This window comes from Sphingomonas sp. GV3, from assembly GCF_031082075.1.
In the GTDB taxonomy this organism is placed as follows: Bacteria; Pseudomonadota; Alphaproteobacteria; order Sphingomonadales; family Sphingomonadaceae; genus Sphingomonas; species Sphingomonas beigongshangi.
This window is the reverse complement of the sequence record NZ_JARWLE010000001.1, coordinates 3,090,253-3,112,568: the sequence shown is the minus strand read 5'-3', so window position 1 is coordinate 3,112,568 and position 22,316 is coordinate 3,090,253. Positions and strand designations below refer to the sequence as shown.

General features: G+C 70.1%; 24 protein-coding genes. 15 read left to right on the top strand and 9 right to left on the bottom strand.

Annotated features, from left to right (window positions below; all coding sequences use genetic code 11):
* The first annotated feature begins 40 nt into the window (after positions 1–40).
* The 3 genes from RF701_RS14670 (at position 41) to RF701_RS14660 (ending at position 1,763) form a co-directional block, all read left to right on the top strand.
* The gene (locus RF701_RS14670; RefSeq protein WP_308815393.1) at positions 41–484 is read left to right on the top strand and encodes a copper chaperone PCu(A)C; all 444 of its coding nucleotides are present in this window, start codon (positions 41–43) and stop codon (positions 482–484) included.
* Between the two features lie 13 nt (positions 485–497).
* The gene (locus RF701_RS14665) at positions 498–956 is read left to right on the top strand and encodes a vgr related protein (RefSeq protein ID WP_308815392.1); all 459 of its coding nucleotides are present in this window, start codon (positions 498–500) and stop codon (positions 954–956) included.
* 63 nt (positions 957–1,019) lie between these two features.
* Complete coding sequence (locus RF701_RS14660) at positions 1,020–1,763, top strand: methyl-accepting chemotaxis protein (RefSeq protein ID WP_308815391.1); 744 nt, start codon at positions 1,020–1,022, stop codon at positions 1,761–1,763.
* Between the two features lie 4 nt (positions 1,764–1,767).
* Here the strand turns inward: RF701_RS14660 and RF701_RS14655 are convergent, their stop codons facing one another.
* On the bottom strand, positions 1,768–3,006 hold the full coding sequence (locus tag RF701_RS14655; protein ID WP_308815390.1) for a threonine synthase: 1,239 nt from the start codon (positions 3,004–3,006) through the stop codon (positions 1,768–1,770).
* A gap of 70 nt (positions 3,007–3,076) precedes the next feature.
* On the opposite strand from RF701_RS14655, the gene RF701_RS14650 reads away from it, so the two are divergent.
* Together RF701_RS14650 and RF701_RS14645 are read left to right on the top strand one after the other, a co-directional pair.
* Complete coding sequence (locus tag RF701_RS14650; RefSeq protein WP_210356908.1) at positions 3,077–3,334, top strand: BrnT family toxin; 258 nt, start codon at positions 3,077–3,079, stop codon at positions 3,332–3,334.
* Positions 3,327–3,581, top strand: a complete 255-nt coding sequence (locus RF701_RS14645) for a BrnA antitoxin family protein (RefSeq protein WP_210356909.1) — start codon at positions 3,327–3,329, stop codon at positions 3,579–3,581. The genes RF701_RS14650 and RF701_RS14645 overlap by 8 nt, the downstream gene beginning before the upstream one ends.
* Before the next feature lie 7 nt (positions 3,582–3,588).
* Here the strand turns inward: RF701_RS14645 and RF701_RS14640 are convergent, their stop codons facing one another.
* The 4 genes from RF701_RS14640 to RF701_RS14625 are packed head-to-tail and all read right to left on the bottom strand — an operon-like array spanning position 3,589 to position 5,939.
* A complete protein-coding gene (locus RF701_RS14640) occupies positions 3,589–3,798 on the bottom strand; it encodes a hypothetical protein (protein WP_308815389.1) in 210 nt (69 codons plus the stop codon).
* A 6-nt stretch (positions 3,799–3,804) separates the two neighbouring features.
* Complete coding sequence (gene grpE, locus RF701_RS14635; protein ID WP_203308460.1) at positions 3,805–4,365, bottom strand: nucleotide exchange factor GrpE; 561 nt, start codon at positions 4,363–4,365, stop codon at positions 3,805–3,807.
* 15 nt (positions 4,366–4,380) lie between these two features.
* Positions 4,381–5,421, bottom strand: a complete 1,041-nt coding sequence (hrcA, locus tag RF701_RS14630) for a heat-inducible transcriptional repressor HrcA (protein WP_203308461.1) — start codon at positions 5,419–5,421, stop codon at positions 4,381–4,383.
* 5 nt (positions 5,422–5,426) lie between these two features.
* On the bottom strand, positions 5,427–5,939 hold the full coding sequence (locus RF701_RS14625; protein WP_308815388.1) for a DUF6438 domain-containing protein: 513 nt from the start codon (positions 5,937–5,939) through the stop codon (positions 5,427–5,429).
* A 413-nt stretch (positions 5,940–6,352) separates the two neighbouring features.
* On the opposite strand from RF701_RS14625, the gene rph reads away from it, so the two are divergent.
* The 3 genes from rph to RF701_RS14610 are packed head-to-tail and all read left to right on the top strand — an operon-like array spanning position 6,353 to position 8,362.
* A complete protein-coding gene (rph, locus tag RF701_RS14620) occupies positions 6,353–7,069 on the top strand; it encodes a ribonuclease PH (protein WP_203308463.1) in 717 nt (238 codons plus the stop codon).
* Positions 7,066–7,692 carry an RdgB/HAM1 family non-canonical purine NTP pyrophosphatase gene (gene rdgB / locus RF701_RS14615; protein WP_308815387.1) on the top strand — a complete coding sequence of 209 codons (627 nt, stop codon included), beginning with the start codon at positions 7,066–7,068 and terminating at the stop codon, positions 7,690–7,692. Before rph ends, rdgB begins: the two co-directional genes overlap by 4 nt.
* Positions 7,693–7,696: 4 nt before the next feature.
* Positions 7,697–8,362: a GNAT family N-acetyltransferase gene (locus RF701_RS14610; RefSeq protein ID WP_308815386.1), complete on the top strand. Its 666-nt coding sequence runs from the start codon at positions 7,697–7,699 to the stop codon at positions 8,360–8,362.
* On the opposite strand, the gene RF701_RS14605 is transcribed toward RF701_RS14610, so the two are convergent.
* The gene (locus RF701_RS14605) at positions 8,356–8,928 is read right to left on the bottom strand and encodes a CAP domain-containing protein (protein ID WP_203308466.1); all 573 of its coding nucleotides are present in this window, start codon (positions 8,926–8,928) and stop codon (positions 8,356–8,358) included. The two genes, RF701_RS14610 and RF701_RS14605, sit on opposite strands and share 7 nt — an antisense overlap.
* Before the next feature lie 12 nt (positions 8,929–8,940).
* On the opposite strand from RF701_RS14605, the gene hemW reads away from it, so the two are divergent.
* The gene (hemW, locus tag RF701_RS14600; RefSeq protein WP_308815385.1) at positions 8,941–10,098 is read left to right on the top strand and encodes a radical SAM family heme chaperone HemW; all 1,158 of its coding nucleotides are present in this window, start codon (positions 8,941–8,943) and stop codon (positions 10,096–10,098) included.
* Between the two features lie 40 nt (positions 10,099–10,138).
* On the opposite strand, the gene RF701_RS14595 is transcribed toward hemW, so the two are convergent.
* A complete protein-coding gene (locus tag RF701_RS14595; protein WP_308815384.1) occupies positions 10,139–11,341 on the bottom strand; it encodes a penicillin-binding protein activator in 1,203 nt (400 codons plus the stop codon).
* Here RF701_RS14595 and rsmI point away from each other — a divergent pair.
* Entirely contained in the window at positions 11,340–12,185 is an 846-nt protein-coding gene (gene rsmI, locus RF701_RS14590) for a 16S rRNA (cytidine(1402)-2'-O)-methyltransferase (RefSeq protein ID WP_308815383.1), read from the top strand. The genes RF701_RS14595 and rsmI overlap by 2 nt on opposite strands.
* A gap of 40 nt (positions 12,186–12,225) precedes the next feature.
* Here rsmI and RF701_RS14585 read toward each other — a convergent pair whose 3' ends face one another.
* The gene (locus tag RF701_RS14585) at positions 12,226–15,345 is read right to left on the bottom strand and encodes a TonB-dependent receptor domain-containing protein (RefSeq protein ID WP_308815382.1); all 3,120 of its coding nucleotides are present in this window, start codon (positions 15,343–15,345) and stop codon (positions 12,226–12,228) included.
* Between the two features lie 183 nt (positions 15,346–15,528).
* On the opposite strand from RF701_RS14585, the gene RF701_RS14580 reads away from it, so the two are divergent.
* The 3 genes from RF701_RS14580 to RF701_RS14570 are packed head-to-tail and all read left to right on the top strand — an operon-like array spanning position 15,529 to position 17,593.
* Positions 15,529–15,912 (top strand): YraN family protein, encoded by a 384-nt coding sequence (locus RF701_RS14580; RefSeq protein WP_210356920.1) that lies wholly within the window; start codon positions 15,529–15,531, stop codon positions 15,910–15,912.
* Positions 15,913–15,967: 55 nt separating this feature from the next.
* Positions 15,968–16,936, top strand: coding sequence for a glutathione synthase (gshB, locus tag RF701_RS14575; protein ID WP_210356921.1), 969 nt, complete (start codon positions 15,968–15,970; stop codon positions 16,934–16,936).
* Between the two features lie 54 nt (positions 16,937–16,990).
* Positions 16,991–17,593 carry a DedA family protein gene (locus RF701_RS14570; RefSeq protein ID WP_308815381.1) on the top strand — a complete coding sequence of 201 codons (603 nt, stop codon included), beginning with the start codon at positions 16,991–16,993 and terminating at the stop codon, positions 17,591–17,593.
* 3 nt (positions 17,594–17,596) lie between these two features.
* On the opposite strand, the gene RF701_RS14565 is transcribed toward RF701_RS14570, so the two are convergent.
* Positions 17,597–18,460 (bottom strand): tyrosine-type recombinase/integrase, encoded by an 864-nt coding sequence (locus tag RF701_RS14565; RefSeq protein ID WP_374758656.1) that lies wholly within the window; start codon positions 18,458–18,460, stop codon positions 17,597–17,599.
* A 97-nt stretch (positions 18,461–18,557) separates the two neighbouring features.
* Here RF701_RS14565 and RF701_RS14560 point away from each other — a divergent pair, with 97 nt between their 5' ends.
* Both RF701_RS14560 and RF701_RS14555 read left to right on the top strand, forming a co-directional pair.
* On the top strand, positions 18,558–20,009 hold the full coding sequence (locus RF701_RS14560; protein ID WP_308815379.1) for a diguanylate cyclase domain-containing protein: 1,452 nt from the start codon (positions 18,558–18,560) through the stop codon (positions 20,007–20,009).
* A gap of 42 nt (positions 20,010–20,051) precedes the next feature.
* Complete coding sequence (locus RF701_RS14555; RefSeq protein ID WP_308815378.1) at positions 20,052–22,223, top strand: primosomal protein N'; 2,172 nt, start codon at positions 20,052–20,054, stop codon at positions 22,221–22,223.
* The last annotated feature ends 93 nt before the right edge of the window (positions 22,224–22,316 follow it).

Sequence of the window (22,316 nt, the reverse complement as noted above, 5' to 3'; positions counted from 1 at the left end):
TCCATAGAGCGGCAGGAAGGTTCCCGTCCGGAGACACATGATGGTGCGATATCTGCTGCCGCTGGCGATCGCGGCCACGCTGGCGGGTTGCGTCAAGCCCGATCCGCTGACGATGACCGATGCCTGGGTACGGTTGCCGGCGGTCCCCGGACGCCCGGCCGCCGGCTATTTCACGCTCCACGGCGGCACCGTCCCGCAGACGATCGTCGCCGCCAATTCCGACGTCTCGCTGCGCGCGGAGATGCACCAAAGCACCGGCGGCGGCGGCGGACAGGCCGGGATGACGCCGCTGTCGACGGTGACGCTTCCGGCCAACGCGCCGCTGATTTTCGGACCGGGCGGCCGGCACCTGATGCTGTTCGGCGTCAACCCGGCGGTGAAGCCGGGCGACCGCGTGACGCTGAGCGCCACGCTGGCGAACGGCCGACGCATCGCGGCGCGGGCCGTGGTCGTCGCCGCCGGGGCGCCGGCGCCGTCCTTCTGACGGTGGCGGACCGATGGCCGAGAGCGCGCGTCCCCTCACCCCCGGCGAAATCGCGCTGGCGCGCGGCGTCTTCCACGACTCGATCGACTATGCGCAGGTGCGGATCGCGCGGCGCAAATGGGCCTTTTTCCAGCCACGCGACACGGTGATGGCGCCCAGCGGCTGCATCCATTTCCATCCGGCCGGCACCGCCTATCGCGACGATTTCGCGGCCGCCGCGCTGACCGATCAGGGGCTGTTCGTGCACGAGATGGTGCATATCTGGCAGCATCAGCGCGGGATCTTCCTGCCGCTCGCCCGGCATCCCTTCTGTCGGTACGATTATGCGCTGAAGCCCGGCCAGCCGCTGCACCGCTACGGCATCGAGCAGCAGGGGGAGATCGTGCGGCACGCCTTCCTGCTCCGCCACGGCGCGATCATCCCCGGCGCCCCGCCCCTGACCCAATATGAGACATTGCTGCCGTTCCGATGAGCGATGCCGTTCCGATCCGTCGGTTTTGATACATTTAACGATTTAACCTTAGTCAAAATCGGCATGGCATCACTGTCTCCATCCAGCGTTCCGCCTGATACACGCAATCGCCTGTCCGCGATCACCCGCGATCCGGCGATCCCCGCCGCGCTGGCGCAAATCTGGTCGCTCCTCGAGCGCACGCTGCTCGATCAGTGCAAGGCCTTCTGCCACGATCCGCTGTCGCGCAGGCTCTATCCCGCCGATATGACGCGCGAGGCGCTGGAGCAGCGCGAACACGCCTATACCCGCGCCAAGTTCCTCGGGCCGTTCGACGAGGCCCTGGCGCAGGAGATGGAGGCGCGCGGGCGGCGCTATGCCGCCAACGGCGGCGACCCGGACGATTATCTGGACGGCCTGATCGAGAACTACCGGGTGCGCGACGCGCTGATGCGGCAGGCACTGGGCGACCGCGTGGCGGATTATGCGGAACTGAGCAATGCGCTGCATCTGTTCGGCATGGTCGACATCCGCGCCTTCGCCGCCGGCGCCGCCGCGCACCGCTACGCGCAGGAGAGCGCGCTACGCGGCAATCTGTCGGCGACGATGGAGGAGGTGGCGCGGATCGTCACCTCGATCGAGACGATCAGCACCCAGACCAATCTCCTCGCGCTCAACGCCTCGATCGAGGCGGCACGCGCCAACGAACACGGGCGCGGTTTCGCGGTCGTCGCGCAGGAGGTGAAGCGGCTCGCGCAGGCGACGCGCGAGGCTGCCGCGCAGGCCGGCGTGCTGCTGGCGGCGACGGAGCGCGACGCCGCCGCCTGAGGGGTCAGAGCGCGTCGAAATCGATCGGCTGGTGACGATCGAGCCAGTTCGGCGCCTCCGGCATCGGATATTTGAGCCCGGTGGCGCAATTGAATAGCACGACCTTTTCCCCGGCATCGACCTCGCCGGTCCGCAGCGCCTCGCGATAGGCGGCGAGCGTCGCGCCCCCTTCCGGGCAGAGCAGCAGGCCGTCCTGCCGCGCGCAATCGTCGACCGCCTTGAGGATCGCCGGATCGCCGACGCCGAGCGCCTTGCCGCCGCTTGCCCGCACCGCGCGCAGGATCAGGAAATCGCCGACCGCGCGCGGCACGCGGATGCCCGCCGCGACGGTATGCGCATCCTCCCAGCGCTCGGCATGTTCCACACCTTCCTCGAAGGCGCGGACGATCGGCGCGCAGCCGCTCGCCTGCACCGCATACATGCGCGGCCGTTCGGAGCCGATCCAGCCGAGCGCCTCCATCTCGTCGAACGCCTTCCACATGCCGATCAGGCCGGTGCCGCCGCCGGTGGGGTAGAAGATCGCGTCCGGCAGCGTCCAGCCGAGCTGCGCGGCGAGCTCGAGGCCCATCGTCTTCTTGCCCTCGATCCGATAGGGCTCCTTCAGCGTCGACAGGTCGAACCAGCGCCCCTCCGCCGCCCCCTTGCCGACGATCGCGCCGCAATCGTCGATCAGCCCGTTGACGCGATAGACGCGCGCGCCCTGCAGCGCGATCTCGCGAACGTTCACCTCCGGCGTGTCCTCCGGGCAGAAGACGATCGTCTCGATCCCGACGCGGCTGGCATAGGCGGCGAGCGCGGCACCCGCATTGCCGTTGGTCGGCATCGCGATGGTGCGCACGCCCAGTTCCTTCGCCATCGCCACCGCCATGACGAGGCCGCGCGCCTTGAAGCTGCCGGTGGGCAGGCGTCCCTCGTCCTTGACCAGCACGGTGCCGCCGCCGGCGCTGCGCGATATGGGGATCAGCGGCGTCTCGATCTCGCCCAGGCTGACGATATTCTCCGTCCTGCGCACCGGCAGCAGCTCGCGCCAGCGCCACAGGTCGGTCGGCCGCGCCGCAAGCATCGGCCTGGGCAGATTGGCGCGCACCGCGTCGAGATCGTAGCGGACGAGTAGCGGCCGCCCGACGCGCGACAGGCCGTGCAGCCGGTCCGCCTCGTACCGCTCCCCCGTCATCGAACATTCGAGGTGCGTGACGAACGTGGGGCGGTCGGTGTTGAGATTAAGGTTACTGCCGAAAGTCATGATGGCGTCCGCTCCATGTTAGGTCCATTTTGGCCATTGATGGGGCCGGGAGGATCGTTAGACCATCCCCATGCCATTCGAGTTCGATTCCGCAAAGGATGCGATTAATCGACGCAGGCACGGCCTGTCGTTAGCCGAGGTCCGGCCGTTCGATCGGGAGCCCAAGGTCGTCCGGGATGATCGCTTTGACTATGGTGAAATCCGCCACCGTGCGTTCGGCAGGGTCGACGGCAAGCCGCACTGCCGAATCTTCACCTTCACCGAAACGGGCGTACGCGTCATAAGTTATCGGCGCGCTCGAGAGAAGGAGCTTCGCCGCTATGAATAAGCCAGAGCCGTCCGCGCACTTCGATCCCGATGCCGGTTTCGACGAAAACCCCGAATGGACGAAGGCGGACTTTGCGCGGGCCCGGCCGGCCCGCGAGGTGCTGCCGCCGCATGTCGCCGCCATGCTGACCGCCGCCCCCCAGAAGGTGACGCTGCGCCTCGATCGGGATGTGATCGCCAAGTTCCGCGCGACCGGGCCGGGCTGGCATGCGCGGATCAACGCGGCACTCCGCGCGGCGCAGCTCTGACGCGGCCTTAGTCGTCGAATTCAAGCGCCGCCGCCGCGCCGCCCGACAGGTCGAGCGGGCGGTCGGGGGTGACCGGGCACGGGTCCGCGCCCGGCAGGCCCCTGACATCCGGGCCGCCGCGGCGACGCCGCGCAATTCCACGGGCAAAGACCAGCCGCGCCGCCGACATTCGTAGCTCGACCGGCCTGCCGGTCGGCTTGTCGTGGCGCGGCGTCACGGCGCGTTACTCCGGCTTCTTCGCCACCGCGACCAGCGCGGGGCGGAGCAGGCGGTCCTTGATCATATAGCCAGCCTGCATCTCCTGCACGATCGTGCCGGGCTCGGCGTCGCTGGGCATTTCCATCATCGCCTGGTGCTTGTTGGGGTCGAGCGTCACGCCCATCGCCTCGACCTTGGTGATGCCGTGGCGGGTGAAGACGCTCTCCAGCTCGCGGCCGGTCGCCTCCAACCCCGTGACCAGGCCCTTCATCTTATCGTCCGCGCGCAGCTCCGCGGGGATCGCGGCGAGCGCGCGCGACAGATTGTCGGCCACGGACAGGATGTCGCGGGCGAAATTGGTCGCGGCGTAATTGCGTGCGTCGGCCGCATCCTTCTCGGCACGGCGGCGGACGTTCTGGATGTCCGCCTGCGCGTACAAGGTATCCTGCTTCGCCGCGGCGAGCTGATCCTCCAGCTCCGCGATGCGCCGCGCCGCAATATCGTGCTCCGCCACTTCGGGCGCGGCTTCCGCGGTTTCCTGGCGCAGATCCTCCGCCGCGGCGGATTTGGTCGTCTCGTCGGTCATTCGTATCCCTGTTCTTCAGCCCATGCGTCGGGCCAGCGTTGCCGCCGTGAAATCCACCATGGGCACGACGCGCGCATAGTTCAACCGCGTGGGGCCGATCACCCCCACCACGCCGACGACGCGCCCACCCGGCCCGCGGAACGGTCGCGCGATCACCGACGAGCCCGACAAGGCGAACAGCTTGTTCTCCGCACCGATGAAGATCCGCGTCGCGTCGCCGGCCCGCGCGCTGTCGAGCAGCGCGGCGATCTCCTGCTTGCCGTCGAGGTCGTCGAGCAGGTCGCGCACCCGTTCCAGGTCCGCCGCCGCCGCCGCATCGATCAGACGCCCCTGGCCCCGCACGATCAGCACGGGTCGGCGCGCGCCGTCCTCGCTCCATACGACGAGCCCCTGTTCGACCAGCGCGCGTGCCGCGCCGTCGAGCATCGCCCGCTCCTCCGCCATCTCGCGCTCGATGCGCGCCCGCGCCTCCGCCAGCGTCAGGCCGCCGAGCGTCGCGGTCATGTAATTGCCCGCCTCCACCAAAGCGGACGGGCTCATGCCCGCCGGCAGGCGGATGACGCGGTTCTCGACCGAGCCGTCCTCGCTGACGATCACCGCCATGCCCTGCGTCGGCGACAGGGCGACGAAGCCGATCGAGCGCAGCGCGAGCTCGCGCTTCGGCACCAGCACAAGCCCCGCGCAGGCGGACAGGCCGGACAGCGCCGCCGTGGTCGCGGCCAGCGCCTCCTCGACCGGGCCACCCGCGCCGGCGCGCGCCTCGATCGCCGCGCGTTCCTCCGCACTCGGTTCCAGCGCCTGCATCATGCCGTCGACGAACAGGCGCAGGCCGCGCTCGGTGGGGATGCGCCCCGCGCTGGTATGCGGGCTGGCGAGCAGGCCCAGCTCCTCCAGCTCCTGCATGACGCCGCGGATCGATGCCGGCGACAGGTTGAGGCCCGACGCCGCGGCGATCGTCTTCGACCCCACCGGCATGCCGTTTTCGACATAGCCGTCGACCACCGCGCGGAAGATGTCGCGCGCGCGATCGGTCAGTTCGGTGACGGGCGGAGCCATGCCTCCTATTTAGGACGGCGTGTCGTGCCGATAAAGTCGGCAATCGGCAGCGCTTTCGGCGCGTCCGCCAGCCGCCGGAACAGCGCCGCGTTGAGGTCCATGTCGCAACCGAAATAGGCGTGCAGATGCGACGGAGGCGCCGCCCCGCCCGCCCAGCGGACGTCGACGGTGATCTGGTCGGTGGCGATGGTGCGGCAGGCAGGCTTGCCGCCGAGCAGGCGCTCCGACCTCGGCCGGTCGCCGCGCAGGCGGTCGCGGAAGGCCGCGAATTGCGCCGGGGTGACGCGGAAGCGCTGCGACCCGGTCACCGCGGTGAAGCGGCCGCCCTCGAAAAGCCCCTCCCCCGTCGAGGACACGGTGACGCGATACGACGGGCAGAAGCCGAAACACGGCCCCGTTTCGTAGACGATGCGCTCGGGGCCCGGCCGCGACGCGGCGGCGGTGGCGCCGGTCGTCGCCGCGGCCGTGGCGACCAAGGCGGCCGACGCGGCCAATATCGCCTGGATCACGCTCTTCATCTCATCCGTCTCCCCTTCCGTGCATGACGTTCCCTCTTCCGCGCATCCGTTTCCCCCTTCGTCATCCCGGCGCACGCCGGGACCCATGGATGCGATGGGGTCGCAGTCTCGCACGAAACCGGCGTTCCGCAACCATGGGTCCCGGCGTTCGCCGGGATGACGAAGGGGGCGCGCAATAGGGAATGGCAGGTTCGCCCCGTCACCGTCATTCCCGCGAGGGCGGGAATGACGGCGAGGGGCCCGGGAATGAAGGAAGGGCGCGGGAGCGACGGAAGCCGCCGGGTGACGGAGGCCCCGAGTGACGGAGGGCCTGGGGGTGACGAACCTGCGCGTAACGACAGCCCGAGCGGCAACGGCTGGCGTCACCTTTCCGTCCGGTCTATCGCCGCGACTGACCAGATAAGGAGATCCGAATGCGCCCCAGCGGACGCGCCCCCGACCAGATGCGTGCCATTACGATCGAGCCGCATTTCACCCGCCACGCGGAAGGATCAGTGCTGATCGGCTTCGGTGACACGCGCGTGCTTGTCACCGCCAGCGTCGAAGAGCGCGTGCCTCCTTTCCTGCGCGGCAAGGGCGAGGGCTGGGTCACCGCCGAATACGGCATGCTGCCCCGCGCCACGCACACCCGCGGCAGCCGCGAAGCCGCGAAGGGCAAGCAGTCCGGCCGCACGCAGGAAATCCAGCGCCTGATCGGCCGCAGCCTGCGTTCCGTCATGGACATGAAGCTGCTCGGCGAGCGCCAGATCACGCTCGACTGCGATGTCATCCAGGCGGACGGCGGCACGCGGACGGCGTCGATCTCCGGCGCCTGGGTGGCGATGCGCCTTGCGGTCAATCGCCTGCTCGCCGAGGGCAAGCTGACCGTCGACCCGATCAAGCAGAAGGTCGCGGCCGTCAGCTGCGGCATCCATCAAGGCACGCCGGTGCTCGACCTCGACTATATCGAGGACTCCGCCGCCGACGCCGACGCCAATTTCGTGCTGCTCGAGAACGGCCATATCGCGGAGGCGCAAGCCACCGCCGAGCACGCGACCTATGACGAGGAGGCGCTGCTGCGCCTGCTGCGCCTCGCGCGGATGGGCTGCGCCGAGATCTTCGCCGCGCAGGACCGGGCGGTGACGGCGTGAGCGGGGAAGGCCCGCAGCCGCAGGCGATCCGCAAGCTCCAGCGCGGCAAGCTGGTGATCGCCAGCCACAACCAGGGCAAGGTCGCCGAATTCCGCGAGCTGCTCGCGCCCTATGGTGTCGAGCTGCTGTCGGCGGCGGAACTGGACCTGCCCGAACCGGAGGAAACCGGCACGACCTTCGTCGCCAATGCGGAACTGAAGGCGCTGTCGGCGGCGGACCTGTCGGGCCTGCCCGCCCTGTCCGACGACAGCGGCCTGTGCGTCGAGGCGCTGGGCGGCGATCCCGGCCTGTTCTCGGCGCGCTGGGCGGGGCCGGACAAGGATTTCGGCATGGCAATGCGCCTGGTCGAGGACCGTCTGTCGGAAGAGCCGGAAACGCCGCGCGAGGCGCATTTCATCTGCGCGCTGGCACTCGCCTGGCCCGATGGTCATGTCGAATGGTTCGAGGGCCGGGTCGACGGCTGCATCGTCTGGCCGCCGCGCGGCGACAAGGGTCATGGCTATGACCCGATCTTCCAGCCGCTGGGCTACGACCAGACCTTCGCGGAGATCGATCCGGCGGTGAAGAACGCGATCAGCCACCGCGCCGATGCGTTCCGCCAGCTGACCGACGCGGTGTTCTGACCCGGTGCCGGGGTCGGAGGCCGCCGTCGATCCCGACCTCGTCCGCGGCTGGCTCGCCGCGCGCTCGCTGTCGCGCGGCCTGCCGGCGCCGGTCGCCGACCATGGCGGCTGGCGCGTCGACACCGACGATGCGGAGGAGCGCCGCCGCTACGTCTTCGCGGCGGCCGGTGAGGGCCTGGTGGCCCTTGCCGGGTCGATCGAGGCGCCGCGCGTCTTCGTGAAGCTCTGCGCCGATGCGGCGGCGCTGCGTGCGCTGCTGCCGCCGCGCTGGTCGATCCTGCCGTCCAATTGCATGATGGTGCGCGCGGCGCCCGGCCCCGCGCCAGCGATCCCGGCCGGCTATCGCGCCATGGTGGAGCGGCGCGGCGCCGTCACGCGTGTCGATCTGGTGACGCAGGACGGCCGCCCGGTGGCGCGCGGGTTCGCGGCCGAGCACGGCGGCGTCTTCTGCTACGACCGGATCGTCACGGGGGAGGCGCACCGGCGCCGCGGGCTGGGCCGCGCGCTTATGGGGACCCTGGCCGCGGCACGCCGGGACCCGACCGCGCGCGAGGTGCTGACGGCGACGCCGATGGGCCGCGCGCTGTACGCGACGATCGGCTGGCGGGTGTACGTCCCCTACACGACCGCGGTCATCCCGGACGCCGAAGGCGCCGGCAAAGGTCAATAGGCGCGCCAGCCGACGACATTGCCGGGCGGGCTGTAGCGGCAGACCAGATAATCGTCGCGCGCGTTGCTGGCGAGCGCGCAGCCGACCTCGGTCGAGCCCCGCCAGACGATCTGGGAATAATGGCCGACGTCCCCGAACGTCCCGGTGCGGCTGGCGGCGGGGACCGGCAGGTTGACGAAATCCTTCCGCTCCGCGAGCCAGTGGCCCATCATCTCCGCATAGTCATAGGCGTCGCGCGTGCCGGTCCACAGGTTTTCGCCCTGGCGGCCGGGCCCCATCGGCTGATGCGCATGTTCGAAGCGGCCGGTGCGCGCCATCTCCTCGGCATAGGCCCTGGCCGACACCGCGAGCGCGTCGCTCCACGCGATCGGCGGGGTGCCGACCGCCGCGCGGGCGACATTGTGGCTGTCGATGACCGCCCCGCGCAACAGCGCCTCGCCCCGCGCCGCCGGCGCCTGCGTTTCGCGCCGCTCGACGACGCGCTCCGGGCCAGGCTGGGCGCAGGCGCTGGCGAGGAACAGCAGGGCGATGGCGAGATGCTGGCGTTTGAACCACATCGCCGCCATATCGGCGCCACCATGACCCCCGACAAGACGCCGCTCGCGCTCTACGTCCACTGGCCGTTCTGCGTCTCGAAATGCCCCTATTGCGACTTCAACAGCCATGTCCGCGACACGGTCGACCAGGCGGCGTGGCGCGACGCCTTGCTTGCGGATCTGGCGCACGAGGCGGCGCAGCTGCCGGGGCGGACGCTGGGCTCGGTCTTCTTCGGCGGCGGCACGCCGTCGCTGATGCCGCCGGCGACAGTGGCGGCGATCCTCGACGCCGCGCAGACTTATTGGCCACACGAGCCGGATGTCGAGATCACGCTGGAGGCCAATCCGTCGTCGGTCGAGGCGGCGCGCTTCGCCGACCTTGCGGCCGCGGGGGTGAACCGCGCGTCGCTGGGCCTGCAGGCGCTCGACGATGCGGCGCTGCGCTTCCTCGGCCGTGCGCACGACGTGAAGGAGGGGCTGGGCGCGCTCGATGTCGCGCAGGCGACGTTCGCGCGGGTCAGCATCGACCTGATCTGCGCCCGCCCAGACCAGACATTGGCCGCCTGGCAGGCGGAACTGTCGCGCGCGCTGGCGTTCGGCACCGAGCATCTGTCGCTCTACCAGCTGACGATCGAGCCTGGCACGCGCTTCGCCACCGAGGCCGCGAAGGGCCGGCTGACGCTGCCCGACGGCGACGATGCGGCGGACCTGTTCGAGGCGACGCGACAGATGACCGCCGCTGCCGGCCTGCCCGCCTATGAGACGTCAAATCATGCCAGATTGGGCGCGGAGAGCCGCCACAACCTGACCTACTGGCGCTATCGCGACTATGCCGGCATCGGCCCGGGCGCGCACGGGCGGCGCAGCGGCATGGCGACGCAGCGGCGGCGCAAGCCGGAGAACTGGCTTGCCGCGGTCGCCCGCAACCGCCACGGGATCGAGGCGGAAACCTGTCTGACGCCGCACGAACGCGCCACCGAGGCGCTGGTGATGGGGCTGCGCCTGCACGAGGGGGTCGACCTGGCGCATGTCGCGGCGCTCGCCGGGGGCCAGGCACCCGTCGTCGACAGCGCCGTCGACCGGCTGGTCGCGCAGGGCATGGCGGTGCGCGACGGCGAGCGGCTGCGGATCACCGAGGCGGGCGCACTGCTGCTCGACGCGATCCTGCCGCTGGTGGTGGCGGACGAAGCAGCTGCCTGAAGCGCGATCCGGCGCGGCTGGATCAGGGCGGCGCCGGCCCTTACCCCCCGAAGCCGGTCGGCGCGGGCGAGACCGTGACCGTCGTGCCGTCGCGGATCTCCTGCACCTCCAGCGCCCGCTCGGCGACGCCGTCGCGCCCGAAGCGGAAGGCGCCGTCGATCCCGGCGAAGCCGTCCGAGTCGCGCAGCCGGCTCTCGGGGAAGGGGCGGCCGACGGGCCAGTCCCGCGCGATCCGGACCGTCAGCAGCACCGCGTCATAGCCCAGGCTCGACAGGCGATACGGCGCCGCGCCGTAGCGGGCACGGTATTTGGTCGCATATTGGCGATAGAGCGTATTGCCGACGCTGGCGAACCAGGCGCCGGACAGGCCGGGCCTGGCGGCAATACCGCTTTCGGAATTCCACAATTCGGTGCCGAGGATGCGCGTGTCCGCGCCCGCGCCGCGCCGCACCAGGGGCGCGGCGGCGGCGGCGGTCGGCCCTCCGTCGGCGATCAGCACCGCGCCATAGGGCGCCTTCGCCGCCAGTCGCGTCACCGCCGCCTGCACCCCGCCGCTCGTCCGGCTGTAGGTCTGGAGCGAGACGACCTGTCCGCCCGCCCCCTCGACGCTGCGCAGGAAGGCGGTCGAGGCGCGCTCGCCATAGAGGCCGTTGGGGACGAGGCCGGCAAAGCTCGTGACGCCGCGGCCGCGCGCATAGGCGACGACCCGCGCGATCGACTGCGACGGCACGTAGCCCATCAGATAGGTACCGTTGCCCCCCAGGGTGGTGTCGTTGGAGAAGCTGAGCACCGGTACGCCCGCCGCATGCGCGACCGGCGCCACGGCGCGGACGTCGTCGGCCAGCAACGGCCCGAGGATCAGCTGCGCGCCCTCCTGGATCGCGCGCTGCGCCGCGGCGGCGGCGCCGGTGGCGGTGTCGTAGTTGGTGATGCGGACCTTGTCGGTGCCCGTGTCGAGCACGGCCAGCATCGTCGCATTGGCGATGGAGCGGCCGACGCCGGCGTTGCTCCCGGACAGCGGTACCAGCAGCGCAACGCGGTTGCGCTGCGTGTCGCGCGGCAGGCCGGGCTCGACCGCCGGTGCGGGACGGTTGGCCTGCGAGCGGACCGGCCGCTGCTCGGGCGATTCGACCGGCCCGCGCGGGACCACCGTCGAACAGGCGGCGAGCGCCGCCGCCGCGGCGATCGCCAGCCAGCGCCCAAGCCTGCCCGCAGGCTGTCCAATCGTTCCCGCCTCTGCCATGACCGCTCCCGTGAATGCTTTAGATCCAGGCCTCTACATCGTCGCGACACCGATCGGCAATCTTGCTGACCTGTCGCCGCGCGCCGCCGACATCCTGTCCCGTGCCGACGTGATCGCGGTGGAGGACAGCCGCGTCACCGCCGGGCTGCTCCGCCATATCGGGATCAAGCGGCCGATGCTGCCCTATCACGACCATAATGCGGAGGGCGTGCGGCCGGGCCTGGTCGCCCGCATGGCGCGCGAGGCAGTGGCGCTCGTCTCCGACGCGGGGACGCCGTTGATCTCCGATCCCGGGTACAAGCTGGTCCGCGACGCGCGCGCGGCGGGGCATGCGGTGGTGACGATCCCCGGCCCCTGCGCCGCCGTGGCCGCGCTGACGCTCGCCGGCCTGCCGACGGACCGGTTCCTGTTCCTCGGCTTCCTGCCGCCCAAGGCCAAGGCGCGCAGCGACGCCATCGCCGAGGTCGCGGCGGTGCGGGCGACTTTGGTGCTGTACGAATCGGGGCCGCGGCTGGCCGCCTGCCTGGCGGCGCTGGCCGAGGGCCTCGGCGACCGGGAGGCGGCGGTGACGCGCGAGATCACCAAGAAGTTCGAGGAGGCGGTGACCGGGACGCTGTCGACGCTCGCCGCCCGCTACGCCGATGCGCCGCCCAAGGGCGAGATCGTCGTCGTCGTCGCGCCGCCCGGCGAAGCGGCGCCCTCGACGATCGAGGATGCGGACGCCGCGCTCGCGGAGGCGATGACCCGCCTGCCTCTCGCCAAGGCGGCGGGCGAGGTGGCGAAGCGGCTCGGCCTCGATCGCAAGACGCTCTACGCGCGCGCGCTGGCGCTCAAGGACGGATGATCCCCGCCCGCCGGCCGGGCGGGCGGGGACCGGCGCGGCATCAGAACTGGATCGTCGTGCCGATCGCGATCTGGCGGCCCAGCGAGTCGTAGCGCTGCGGGATGGTGTTGTTGCGCGCCAGCGACACGTTGTACGAGTTCGGGATGATCGGCGGGTTCTTGTCGAGCAGGTTGTTCGCGATCACGCGGAAGGCGAACCGCTTGGCGATGTTGAACGTCAGCGCCAGGTCGAAATAGCTGACCGGGGCGAGCCGGTAGAACGTCGTCTGCGCCGGCGTCGGATTGGCCGCGTTGGCGCCGCTGATCGCCGGGTCGGACGCGTTGTTGGCATTGGTCAGCGCGCCGACATAGCGCCAGTTGAACGACGCGTTGAGGAAGCTGTCCGCGGTCGAATAGGTCGCGCGCAGGCCGTGCGCCCATTTCGGGATCAGCTGGCTGCAACCGTTGCCGAAATAGCCGGTGCAGTTGCGCATCGGCTGCAGCGGCGAATCCTGGCCACCGGCGAAGGTCGTGATCGAGCCGTTGAAGTCGAAGTCCATCCGGCCCGCGCCGCCCAGACCCAGCGTGTAGGTGCCCTGGAAATCCCAGCCGCGCGCGATCGAGAAATAATAATTGGTGGTGCCGGCGCGGATGAAGCCGCTCGTCGGATTGCCCGATGCCGCGGCATAGAGCGTGCCGTTGGCGGCGCGCACGATGCCCGAGCAGAAGAACGGGTTGCCGTTCGAACGCAGACAGCCGTCGGTATAGTAGCTGTCGTCGTTATAGCCGAGCGAGTTGTTGATCTTGATCCGGTAGCGGTCGACCGAGAAGACCAGCCCCCTGATGAAGCGCGGCTTCACCACCAGACCATAGGTCTGCGTGTAGGCGGTTTCCGGATCGGCGGTGAAGCCGCCCGAGCGCACTGTGCACTGGTCGTTCGGGCAGAGCAAGGTCGGGCTGCCATAGAGCGCGGGCGACAGGCCGGTCGCCGCGCAGACCGCCGGCGAGGCGAGCGGCGTGGTCGTCGTGATCGTCCGACCGGGGTTGTTCGGGTCGGCGATCTGGCGCGGCACCGGCGCGCAGAAGTCGTTCTGCGAGCCGCCCTGTCGCGAGAAGCTGATGTTCGACGCCTGATAGGCTTCGACCACCGTCGGCGCGCGCTGCGCCTTGTTGAACGAGGCGCGGAAGGTCAGGTCGCTGACCGGCGCGTAGATGCCCTCGACCTTCCAGGTCGTGAAGCGGTTCGGATTGCTGCTGTACTTCGACAGGCGATAACCGCCGTTCACCTGCAGCAGGTGCGCGAAGGGACGATCCTGCACCAGCGGCGCCTGCGCCTCGATGTTGGATTCCCACACATCCTGGCTGAGGTCCGACGGGCTGCCGCCGTAATCGTCGATGAAGCCCTGCGTCAGTTGCGAGAACTGGCGGTCCTTGCGATATTCCGTCCCCAGCGCGAAGGCGAGGCCATCGGTCGCGAGCGGCGACGTGATGCCGTACTTGCCGAGGTCGCCGGTCATGTTCGCCTGGACGTCGTACAGGATGCCGACGGTCTTCTGGATCGCGGGCCCCTGCCCGCCGTAGATATAGTCGATCAGCGCCTGGTTGCCGTTGCCGGCCGAGAAGGCGTCGAAGGGAACGCAGGCGCCCCCCGACACGCAGGTCGGCGTGCCGTTGACGTTGACGACGTTCAGCGCGTTGTTGATCCGGCCGAAGTCGGGCAGGCGCGAGGAATTCCAGATCTGCTGGTTGCGCGCATAGACGCCGCCGACGTCATAGGTCCAGGCATCGCCGACCTTGCCGCGCAGGCCACCCGTCGCCCGGATCGCGCTGTTCGTGTAGACGTCGTCCAGATAGGGCGCGTTGAACCGATACCGGATGTCGACGGGCGCCAGCGCACTGGTCCCCGCCGCCGCGCCGCAGATGATCGCCGCCTGCTGGCTCGACAGGAACGGGTTGTTGCAGTTCACCTGGAACGGATCGGAGCCGTAGTTGGCGGCGGCGAAGACGCGCGTCGGCACGCGGTTGATCGACTTGTCGCGGAACCACAGGGCGGAACCGTAGACCTCGTATTCCGGCGCGAGCTTCAGCGTGACGAAGCCGCCCGCGTTCACGCGCTCGTCCTGGCGCTGGTACGAATAGCCGTCATAGGGATTGGCTGCATTGCCCGCCCCGATCCCGTAGGGGACGAAGGTCCGCGTCCCGTTCGGATCGTTGACATAGGCGGTGCCGGCATTGGCACCGGCGAGCGGGCGGACGTAGCCGCTGACCGAATAGGTCGACAGCGAGCAGCTGAGCGGACCGTCCTTGCCCGTCTGGAGCAACTGGCACGCCGAGGTCGAGCGCGCGTCGTAGGGCACGAGATCGGCGTGCTTGTAGTTGACGAAGCCTTCGACGTTCAGCTTGCCGTCGAACAGCGACGTGCCGGCGGTCAGCGTGAGGTCGGCACGGCCGCCGTCGTTGACATGGCCGAGCAGCGGCGAGAATCCCGAAGCCTGCGCGGTCTGGCTGACGACGTTCGACCGGTTGACGTGATCGTAGAAATTGTAGTTGGCATCGACCCGAACGCCGGTGAAATTCTGCTTCATGATGAAGTTGACGACGCCGGCCACGGCGTCGGAACCGTAGACCGACGAGGCGCCGCCGGTGAGCACGTCGACCCGGTCGAGCAGCGTAACCGGGATGATATTGGTATCCTCGCCATTCTGCGTGCCCAGGCGCTTGCCGTCGACCAGCACCAGCGTGCGCTCGAAGCCGAGGCTGCGCAGCTTGATGCGCTGGCGGCCATCCGAATCCTGATAGTTCTGCTGGCTGTCCGGCGCGACCTGCGGCAGTCGGTTCAGCACCTCCTCGACGTTGAGCGGCGCCTGCGCGCGGATGTCCGCCGAGGTCACGGAGGTGATCGGGGCGGCCGCGGTGAGGTTCGGGCGGACGATCCGCGTCCCGGTCACGACGATTTCGCCATTGCCACGGTCGGAGCGCGCGGGCGCGCCGTCGATGGCCGCGGCGCGATCCGCAGCGGATGCCTGCACCGTGTCGCCGGGCGTCGTGCCGTCCGCAACGGGCATGCCATTGGTATCGGTCTGCGCAGTACCGCCCGCAGGCTTCTGCTGGGCCAGGGCCGGTGCGCCGCCGAGCATCGCCACCGCGAGCGCAAGCGTGGAGATCTTGGATTGACGTGACATGTTCGACACCCCTTCTCGCCGCCTTTGTAGGAAAAGGTCAGCAACAAGCCCGCAATCTTTTCCCATTGGTCTTGTCAGTCAATACATTTGAATGACCATTGCCTAGGCTGGGTACTATTTGGTTATCGCTGTGGCGCAAACGCCACGCTTGCCGCGACGGTCGGGATGGCGCAGCCTCGTCGCATGACCCCGCCGTCCCGCCGCCCCCCGACGCCCGCCCGGCAAGCCGCGGAAGCCGCCGGCCGACGCGGCGAACGGCTCGCAGGATGGTGGCTGCGCCTCAAGGGATGGCGCATCCTCGACCGGCGCGTGCGGACCGCGGCGGGCGAGATCGACCTCATCGCGCGCAAGGGCAATCTGGTCGCCTTCGTCGAGGTGAAGACGCGGGCGAGCGCCGCCGACCTCGACAGCGCGATCGACGAGCGGCGGCTGGCACGCGTCGCCGCCGCGGCGGAGCTGCTGATGCCGCGCTTCGTCGCGGCGGGTGACGACATGCGCGTCGACGTCATCCTGCTCGCCCCCGGCATGCGGCCGCGGCATATCGAGAATGCCTGGATCGGCTACTGACAAGCGGCGCGCGGGCGCCTACCTCGACCGCTCGCCACGCCGTTCCGGAGGACCCATGACCCTGACCGTTGCCGTCCAGATGGACCCGCTCGACAGCATCAACATCGCGGGCGACTCGAGCTTCGCGCTGATGCTCGCCGGCCAGGCACGCGGCCACCGCCTGTTCCATTACACCGCCGACGCGCTGAACTATCGCGACGGCCGCGTCTGGGCGAAGGCGCATCCGGTGACGGTCCAGCGGCCCGCCCCAGGCACGAAGGGCGACCATTTCCGTTTCGACGCGCCGGTGAACCTTGATCTGGGAGACGAGGCCGATGTCGTGCTGATGCGGCAGGACCCGCCCTTCGACCTCGGCTATATCACCGCGACGCATCTGCTGGAGCGGATCGCCGACCGCACCCTGGTCGTCAACGACCCGGCCAGCGTCCGCAACGCGCCCGAGAAGGTCTTCGTCCTCGACTATGCGCGCTTCATGCCGCCGACGCTGGTGACGCGCAGCCTGGAGGAGGCGCGCGCCTTCCTCGCCGAGCATGGCGAGATCGTCGTCAAGCCGCTGCACGGCAACGGCGGCAAGGCGATCTTCCGCGTCGGCAGCGATGGCGCCAACCTGTCCGCGCTGATCGAGGTGTTCAACCAGACCTGGCGCGAGCCGCACATGATCCAGGCGTTCCTGCCGGCGGTGGCGAAGGGCGACAAGCGCATCGTGCTGGTCGACGGCGAGGTGGTGGGCGCGATCAACCGCCTGCCCGGCGAGGGGGAGATACGCTCCAACCTCGCGGTCGGCGGATCGGCGGAGAAGACCGAACTGACGCCGCGCGAGCGCGAGATCTGCGCGGCGCTGGGGCCCGAACTGAAGCGGCGCGGGCTGCTCTTCGTCGGCATCGACGTGATCGGCGGCGAATGGCTGACGGAGATCAACGTCACCAGCCCGACCGGGATCGTCGCGATCGAGCGATTCGACGGGACGGACGTCGCAGGCCTGATCTGGGACGCGATCGAACGTCGGGTGGCGGCGCGCGGCTGACGGCATGCGCAAGGCTGACGGAACGTCCGGGACGGCGCGGTCGTTCGTCGGGTCATGACCGCATTCATCCTCGATGCGATCGCGCGGGGCGGGTATATCGGCATCTTCCTGCTAATGGCGCTCGAGAACATCATCCCGCCGATCCCGTCGGAGGTGATCATGGGCCTTGGCGGCATGGCGGTGGCGCGCGGCGACATGGGCCTCGTACCGCTGATCGCCTGGGGCACCGCCGGCACGACGGCGGGCAATTACGCCTGGTATGCGCTCGGGCGGCGCGTCGGCTACCAACGCTTCCGCCCTTTCGTCGAGCGCCAAGGGCGGTGGCTGACGATGGAGTGGCGCGATGTCGAGGCGCTGCATCGCTTCTTCGTCAAGCGCGGCGGCTGGGTGGTGTTCGTCTTCCGCTTCATGCCGACCTTCCGCACCATGATATCGCTTCCCGCCGGGATCACGCGCATGCCGCGCTGGAAGTTCGTCGTCTGGACCTTCGCGGGCAGTGCGATCTGGAACACGATGCTGGCAGGTGCCGGCTATTATCTCGGCGCCAATTTCGCCGCGATCGATCGCTACGTCGGGCCGGCGGCCATCGTGCTGACGGCGGCGATGGTGGGCGCCTATCTGTGGCGCGTCGCGACGTGGAAGCCGCGTGGGCGGTAGCGCTCAGGCGCGCGGATGCGCGTTGCGATAGACGTCAAGCAGATGCGCCGCATCGACGCCGGTATAGACCTGCGTCGAACTGAGGCTGGCATGGCCGAGCAGTTCCTGCAGCTGGCGCAGGTCCGCGCCCCGCCCGAGCAGATGGGTCGCAAAACTGTGGCGCAGGGCATGCGGGGTCGTCCGCTCCGACAGGCCGAGGCGTCCGCGCGCGGCCTGCACCGCCTTGCGCACGATGCCCGGCGACAGCGCGCCGCCGCGCACGCCGCGGAACAGAGGCGCGCCACGCTCCAGCGCATAGGGGACGGCGGCGGCATAGGCCTCGATCGCCGCGCGTACCTGCGGCAGCAGCGGCACGACTCGCGTCCGGTCGCGCTTGCCAGTCACGACGAGGGTCTCGCCGAGCGGAAGCACCGCGCCGGTGAGCGCCACCGCCTCCCCGATGCGCAGCCCGGCGCCGTAGAGCAGCAGCAGCAGAGCCCAGTCGCGCCGGCCTGTCCACTCCTCGCGCGCATCGTCCGCGATCGCCTCCGCCAGCGCCACCACCTCGTCGGGCGCGATCGGCCGGGGCACGCCCTTGCGCACGCGCGGCCCCTTGATCCGCGGGGGCTCGGCGCCCAGCCACGTCAGGAAGCCGCGCACCGCCGACAGTTCGCGCGCCGCCGAGGCATTGCCGATCCCCTCCGCGCGGCGCGCGGCGAGAAAGGCCCGCAGGTCCGTCGCGTCGACGGCACGCAATGCCGCCGCGTCGATCCGCTCGCCGCGATGCATCTGCAGAAAGGCGACGAGCCGTTCCGCCGCCGCCTGATAGGCGCGCACCGTGTGGATGGAGCGCCGCCGGTCGTGCGAAAGGTGCGCCGCCCAGCGCATCGACGGGGGCTGTTCCTGGTCCATGGCCCGATCGATGTCGTCCATGTTCACCGCATTGCAAAGCCCTTTTTAACCGTTTGTGATCATGGCTTTGCCGGTGACAAACACGACCCGCAAGAACGCCTACGCCGACGAGGACGCCCGCCTCGCGGCCCTGCATGCCCTCGCCCTCATCGACGGTGAGCCGATCCGCGAATTCGATTCGCTCGTCGCGCTCGCGGCGGACATGCTGGGGTGTCCGACCGCGCTGATAAACCTCGTCGATCGGGACACGGTCTGGATCCAGGCCAGCAATGCCCCGGCGCCGCGGCAGATCGACCGCCATGACGCCTTCTGCGATCGTACCATCGCGACGGACGCTCCCGTCATCATCCCCGATCTGACGGCGGACACGCGCTTCGCGATGACGCCGCTGGTCAGCGCTGGCAGCCGCTTCTACGCGGGGGCGCCGATCCACGCGCGCGATGCCGACGGCGTGCGCCATGCGGTGGGGACGATCTGCGTGCTGGACGTCGCGCCGCGCTCGCTCAACGCCGCCGGCGAGGGTGCGCTCGTCCACCTCGCGACGCTCGCCGAATCGCTCATCACGGCCCGGCGTACGGCACAGGACGCGCTGCACATAGCCATGCGCGGCGAGACGCTGCTCGGCGCGCTGGCCGAGAAGGATCGCATCTTCCGTCAGGCGGAACGCATCGCCTCGATGGGTTCGTGGCGCGTGACGCTGCCCGAATACAAGGTCGACTGGTCGGAGAACGTCTACCGCATCCACGACGTGCCGCTCGGGCAACAGCCGACGATCGACACCGCCCTCGATTTCTATCCCGCCGCCGCGCGCGACTATGTGCAGGCGGTGATCCAGGCGACGATCGACGAAGGCAAGCCGTTCGACTACGAGACCGACTTCATCACCGCCAAGGGGCGCCAGATCCGTGTCCGCGCGATGGGCGAACCGGAGATCGTCGACGGCACCGTCACCGCGATCATCGGCGTGTTCCAGGACGTGACCGACCGCTATCGCCTCGAACAGCAGCTGCGCCGCTCCGCCGACACCGACGCGCTTACCGGTATCGCCAATCGCGCCGCGTTCGACCGCGAGCTGGAGCGCGCGATGACGCGCGCCCGTCGCGACGACACGCCGCTGCTGCTCGTGCTCGTCGACCTCGACGGGTTCAAGGACATCAACGATTCGCTCGGCCACGATGCCGGCGACGAGGTGCTGCGCCGCACGGCCCAGGCCCTGCGGCAGCCGTGGCTCGCGCAGTGCCACCCTGCACGGATCGGGGGCGACGAATTCGCCCTGATCGTCAGCGATCCCGCGCTCGCGCGCGATCCCGACCTTCTCCGCGAACGGATCGAGGCGACGCTGCGCATCCCCGTCGATGCGGACGGCATCGTCATGACCAGCGCGGGTTCGATCGGCATCGCCGCGCTCGACAGCGACATGCAGTCGCTGCGCGATTTCGCGCGCCGCGCCGACAGCGATCTCTATGCCGCGAAGCGCGGCCGCGTCGGCATCGGTCGCCACCGCCGGGCCCGCGAGGCGGCATAAGGCGGTTTCCTCGGCCCGCGTCGCGCCCCATATGGAGCGCGCATGTCGACCCGCGCCCGCGTCCTCGTCCTCAATTCCGCCCTCGGTCCGCTCGACTATCGCGTGCCCGCGGGTATGCATGTCGAGCCCGGCTCGATCGTCGTCGCGCCGCTCGGCCCGCGCCAGCTGATCGGCGTGGTGTGGGAGCCGGAGCGGCTGCCGTCGGATGCGGAGGTCGGCGACAACCGGCTGCGCAACCTGCTCGCGGTCGCCGACGCGCCGCCCCTCGGTGCGGCGCTGCGCCGGCTCGTCGAATGGACCGCCGATTACTATCTGGCGCCGCCCGCCGCCGTGGTGCGCATGACGCTCTCCTCGACATCCGCGCTGGAGGGCGCGCGCACCGTCACCGAATATCGCGCGACGGGCGACGTGCCGCCGCGCCTGACGCCGCAGCGCGAGCAGGCGCTCGAGCGGATCGGCGACCGGCAGGGGCTGATCCGCGAACTGGCGGCGATCGCCGACGTCTCCGACGCGGTGATCCGCGGACTGGTGAAGGCCGGCGCGATCGCGGCGGTCGAGGTCGACATCGACAGCCCCTTCCCCCGCCCCGACCCCGCCTTCGGCCCGCCGACGCTGTCCGCCGACCAGCAGGCGGCCGCGGACACGCTGGTCGGCCATGTCGCCGCGCACGATTTCCATCCGACGCTGCTCGACGGCGTCACCGGGTCGGGAAAGACCGAAGTCTATTTCGAGGCGGTGGCCGAGGCGATCCGGCAGGGGCGCCAGTGCCTCGTCCTGCTGCCCGAGATCGCGCTGACCGAACCGTTCCTCAAGCGCTTCCACGACCGTTTCGGCTGCGAGCCCGTCGCGTGGCATTCGGGCCTGCGCTCGACCCAGCGCCGGCGCGCCTGGCGCGCGATCGCGAGCGGCGAGGCACTGGTGACGGTCGGCGCGCGCTCGGCCCTGTTCCTGCCCTATCGCAACCTCGGCCTGATCGTCGTCGACGAGGCGCACGAGACGAGCTTCAAGCAGGAAGAGGGCGTCCACTATCATGCGCGCGACGTCGCGGTGATGCGCGGCAAGTTCGAGGGCTGCCCCGTGATCCTCGCCAGCGCGACCCCCGCGATCGAGACGCGCCAGCAGGTCGTGCTCGGCCGATACGAGGAGCTCAAGCTGCCCGGCCGTTTCGGACCGGCGGAAATGCCGTCGATCGAGGCGATCGACCTGATCGCGGAGCCGCCGGAGCGTGGCCGCTGGCTGGCGCCGAAGCTGGTCAAGGCGCTGGGCGAGACGCTGGCGCGGAGCGAACAGTCGCTGCTCTTCCTCAACCGCCGCGGCTATGCGCCGCTGACGCTGTGCCGCAATTGCGGCCACCGGTTCCAGTGCCCCAATTGCACCGCCTGGATGGTCGAGCACCGGCTGACCCGCCGCCTCGCCTGCCACCATTGCGGCCATGTCATGCCGACGCCGCGCGCCTGCCCGGAATGCAGCGCGGAGGACAGCCTGGTCGCCTGCGGCCCCGGCGTGGAGCGGATCGCGGACGAGGTCGCCGCGCTCTTCCCCGAGGCGAAGGTCGCGGTCGTCACCTCCGACACCATCTGGTCGCCCGCCAAGGCGGCGGAATTCGTCGGGCGCATGGAGGCGGGCGACATCGACATCGTCGTCGGCACGCAATTGGTGACCAAGGGCTATCATTTCCCCAATCTCACGCTCGTCGGCGTGGTCGACGCCGACCTGGGGCTGGAGGGCGGCGACCTGCGCGCCGCCGAGCGCACCTTCCAGCAGATCCGCCAGGTGTCGGGGCGCGCGGGGCGCGGCGAGAAACCGGGGCATGTCTTCATCCAGACGCACAGTCCGTCCGCGCAGGTGATGCGGGCGCTGGTCACCGGCGATGCCGACGCCTTCTATGCCGCCGAGACGGAGGCGCGCGCGGACGCCGGCGCGCCGCCCTTCGGCCGTTATGCGGCGATCATCGTCTCCTCCGAGGATCAGGCCGCCGCGCACGACATCGCGCGCAGCATCGCCGCCGCCGCGCCGCGCATCGACGGCATGGCGGTCTATGGCCCTGCCCCCGCCCCGCTCGCGATGCTGCGCGGACGCCACCGCTTCCGCCTGCTCGTCCACGCCCGCCGCGCACTCGACGTGCAGGACGTGATCCGGGGCTGGCTGGGCGGGCTCGACTGGCCGGCGAAAGTGCGCGTGACGGTCGACGTCGATCCGTACAATTTCCTGTGAGTCGCGCGCCACGACCGCGCGAATCGTCTTGCCGGGGTTGTTCCCGGTTCCGCCGTGCCGCACGGTCGGGCCGATGGCCCCTGCGGCATGGTC

Excerpts from the sequence above, each read along its gene's own strand:
- rph (WP_203308463.1), top strand. The coding sequence starts at position 6,353 with ATGCGCCCCAGCGGACGCGCCCCCGACCAGATGCGTGCCATTACGATC.
- grpE (WP_203308460.1), bottom strand. The coding sequence starts at position 4,365 with ATGACCGACGAGACGACCAAATCCGCCGCGGCGGAGGATCTGCGCCAG.
- RF701_RS14605 (WP_203308466.1), bottom strand. The coding sequence starts at position 8,928 with ATGGCGGCGATGTGGTTCAAACGCCAGCATCTCGCCATCGCCCTGCTG.
- rsmI (WP_308815383.1), top strand. The coding sequence starts at position 11,340 with ATGACCGCTCCCGTGAATGCTTTAGATCCAGGCCTCTACATCGTCGCG.
- RF701_RS14565 (WP_374758656.1), bottom strand. The coding sequence starts at position 18,460 with ATGCGCTGGGCGGCGCACCTTTCGCACGACCGGCGGCGCTCCATCCAC.
- gshB (WP_210356921.1), top strand. The coding sequence starts at position 15,968 with ATGACCCTGACCGTTGCCGTCCAGATGGACCCGCTCGACAGCATCAAC.
- RF701_RS14650 (WP_210356908.1), top strand. The coding sequence starts at position 3,077 with ATGCCATTCGAGTTCGATTCCGCAAAGGATGCGATTAATCGACGCAGG.
- hrcA (WP_203308461.1), bottom strand. The coding sequence starts at position 5,421 with ATGGCTCCGCCCGTCACCGAACTGACCGATCGCGCGCGCGACATCTTC.
- RF701_RS14570 (WP_308815381.1), top strand. The coding sequence starts at position 16,991 with ATGACCGCATTCATCCTCGATGCGATCGCGCGGGGCGGGTATATCGGC.
- RF701_RS14585 (WP_308815382.1), bottom strand. The coding sequence starts at position 15,345 with ATGTCACGTCAATCCAAGATCTCCACGCTTGCGCTCGCGGTGGCGATG.
- RF701_RS14555 (WP_308815378.1), top strand. The coding sequence starts at position 20,052 with ATGTCGACCCGCGCCCGCGTCCTCGTCCTCAATTCCGCCCTCGGTCCG.
- RF701_RS14595 (WP_308815384.1), bottom strand. The coding sequence starts at position 11,341 with ATGGCAGAGGCGGGAACGATTGGACAGCCTGCGGGCAGGCTTGGGCGC.
- RF701_RS14670 (WP_308815393.1), top strand. The coding sequence starts at position 41 with ATGGTGCGATATCTGCTGCCGCTGGCGATCGCGGCCACGCTGGCGGGT.
- RF701_RS14655 (WP_308815390.1), bottom strand. The coding sequence starts at position 3,006 with ATGACTTTCGGCAGTAACCTTAATCTCAACACCGACCGCCCCACGTTC.
- hemW (WP_308815385.1), top strand. The coding sequence starts at position 8,941 with ATGACCCCCGACAAGACGCCGCTCGCGCTCTACGTCCACTGGCCGTTC.
- RF701_RS14660 (WP_308815391.1), top strand. The coding sequence starts at position 1,020 with ATGGCATCACTGTCTCCATCCAGCGTTCCGCCTGATACACGCAATCGC.
- RF701_RS14665 (WP_308815392.1), top strand. The coding sequence starts at position 498 with ATGGCCGAGAGCGCGCGTCCCCTCACCCCCGGCGAAATCGCGCTGGCG.
- RF701_RS14625 (WP_308815388.1), bottom strand. The coding sequence starts at position 5,939 with ATGAAGAGCGTGATCCAGGCGATATTGGCCGCGTCGGCCGCCTTGGTC.
- RF701_RS14580 (WP_210356920.1), top strand. The coding sequence starts at position 15,529 with ATGACCCCGCCGTCCCGCCGCCCCCCGACGCCCGCCCGGCAAGCCGCG.
- RF701_RS14645 (WP_210356909.1), top strand. The coding sequence starts at position 3,327 with ATGAATAAGCCAGAGCCGTCCGCGCACTTCGATCCCGATGCCGGTTTC.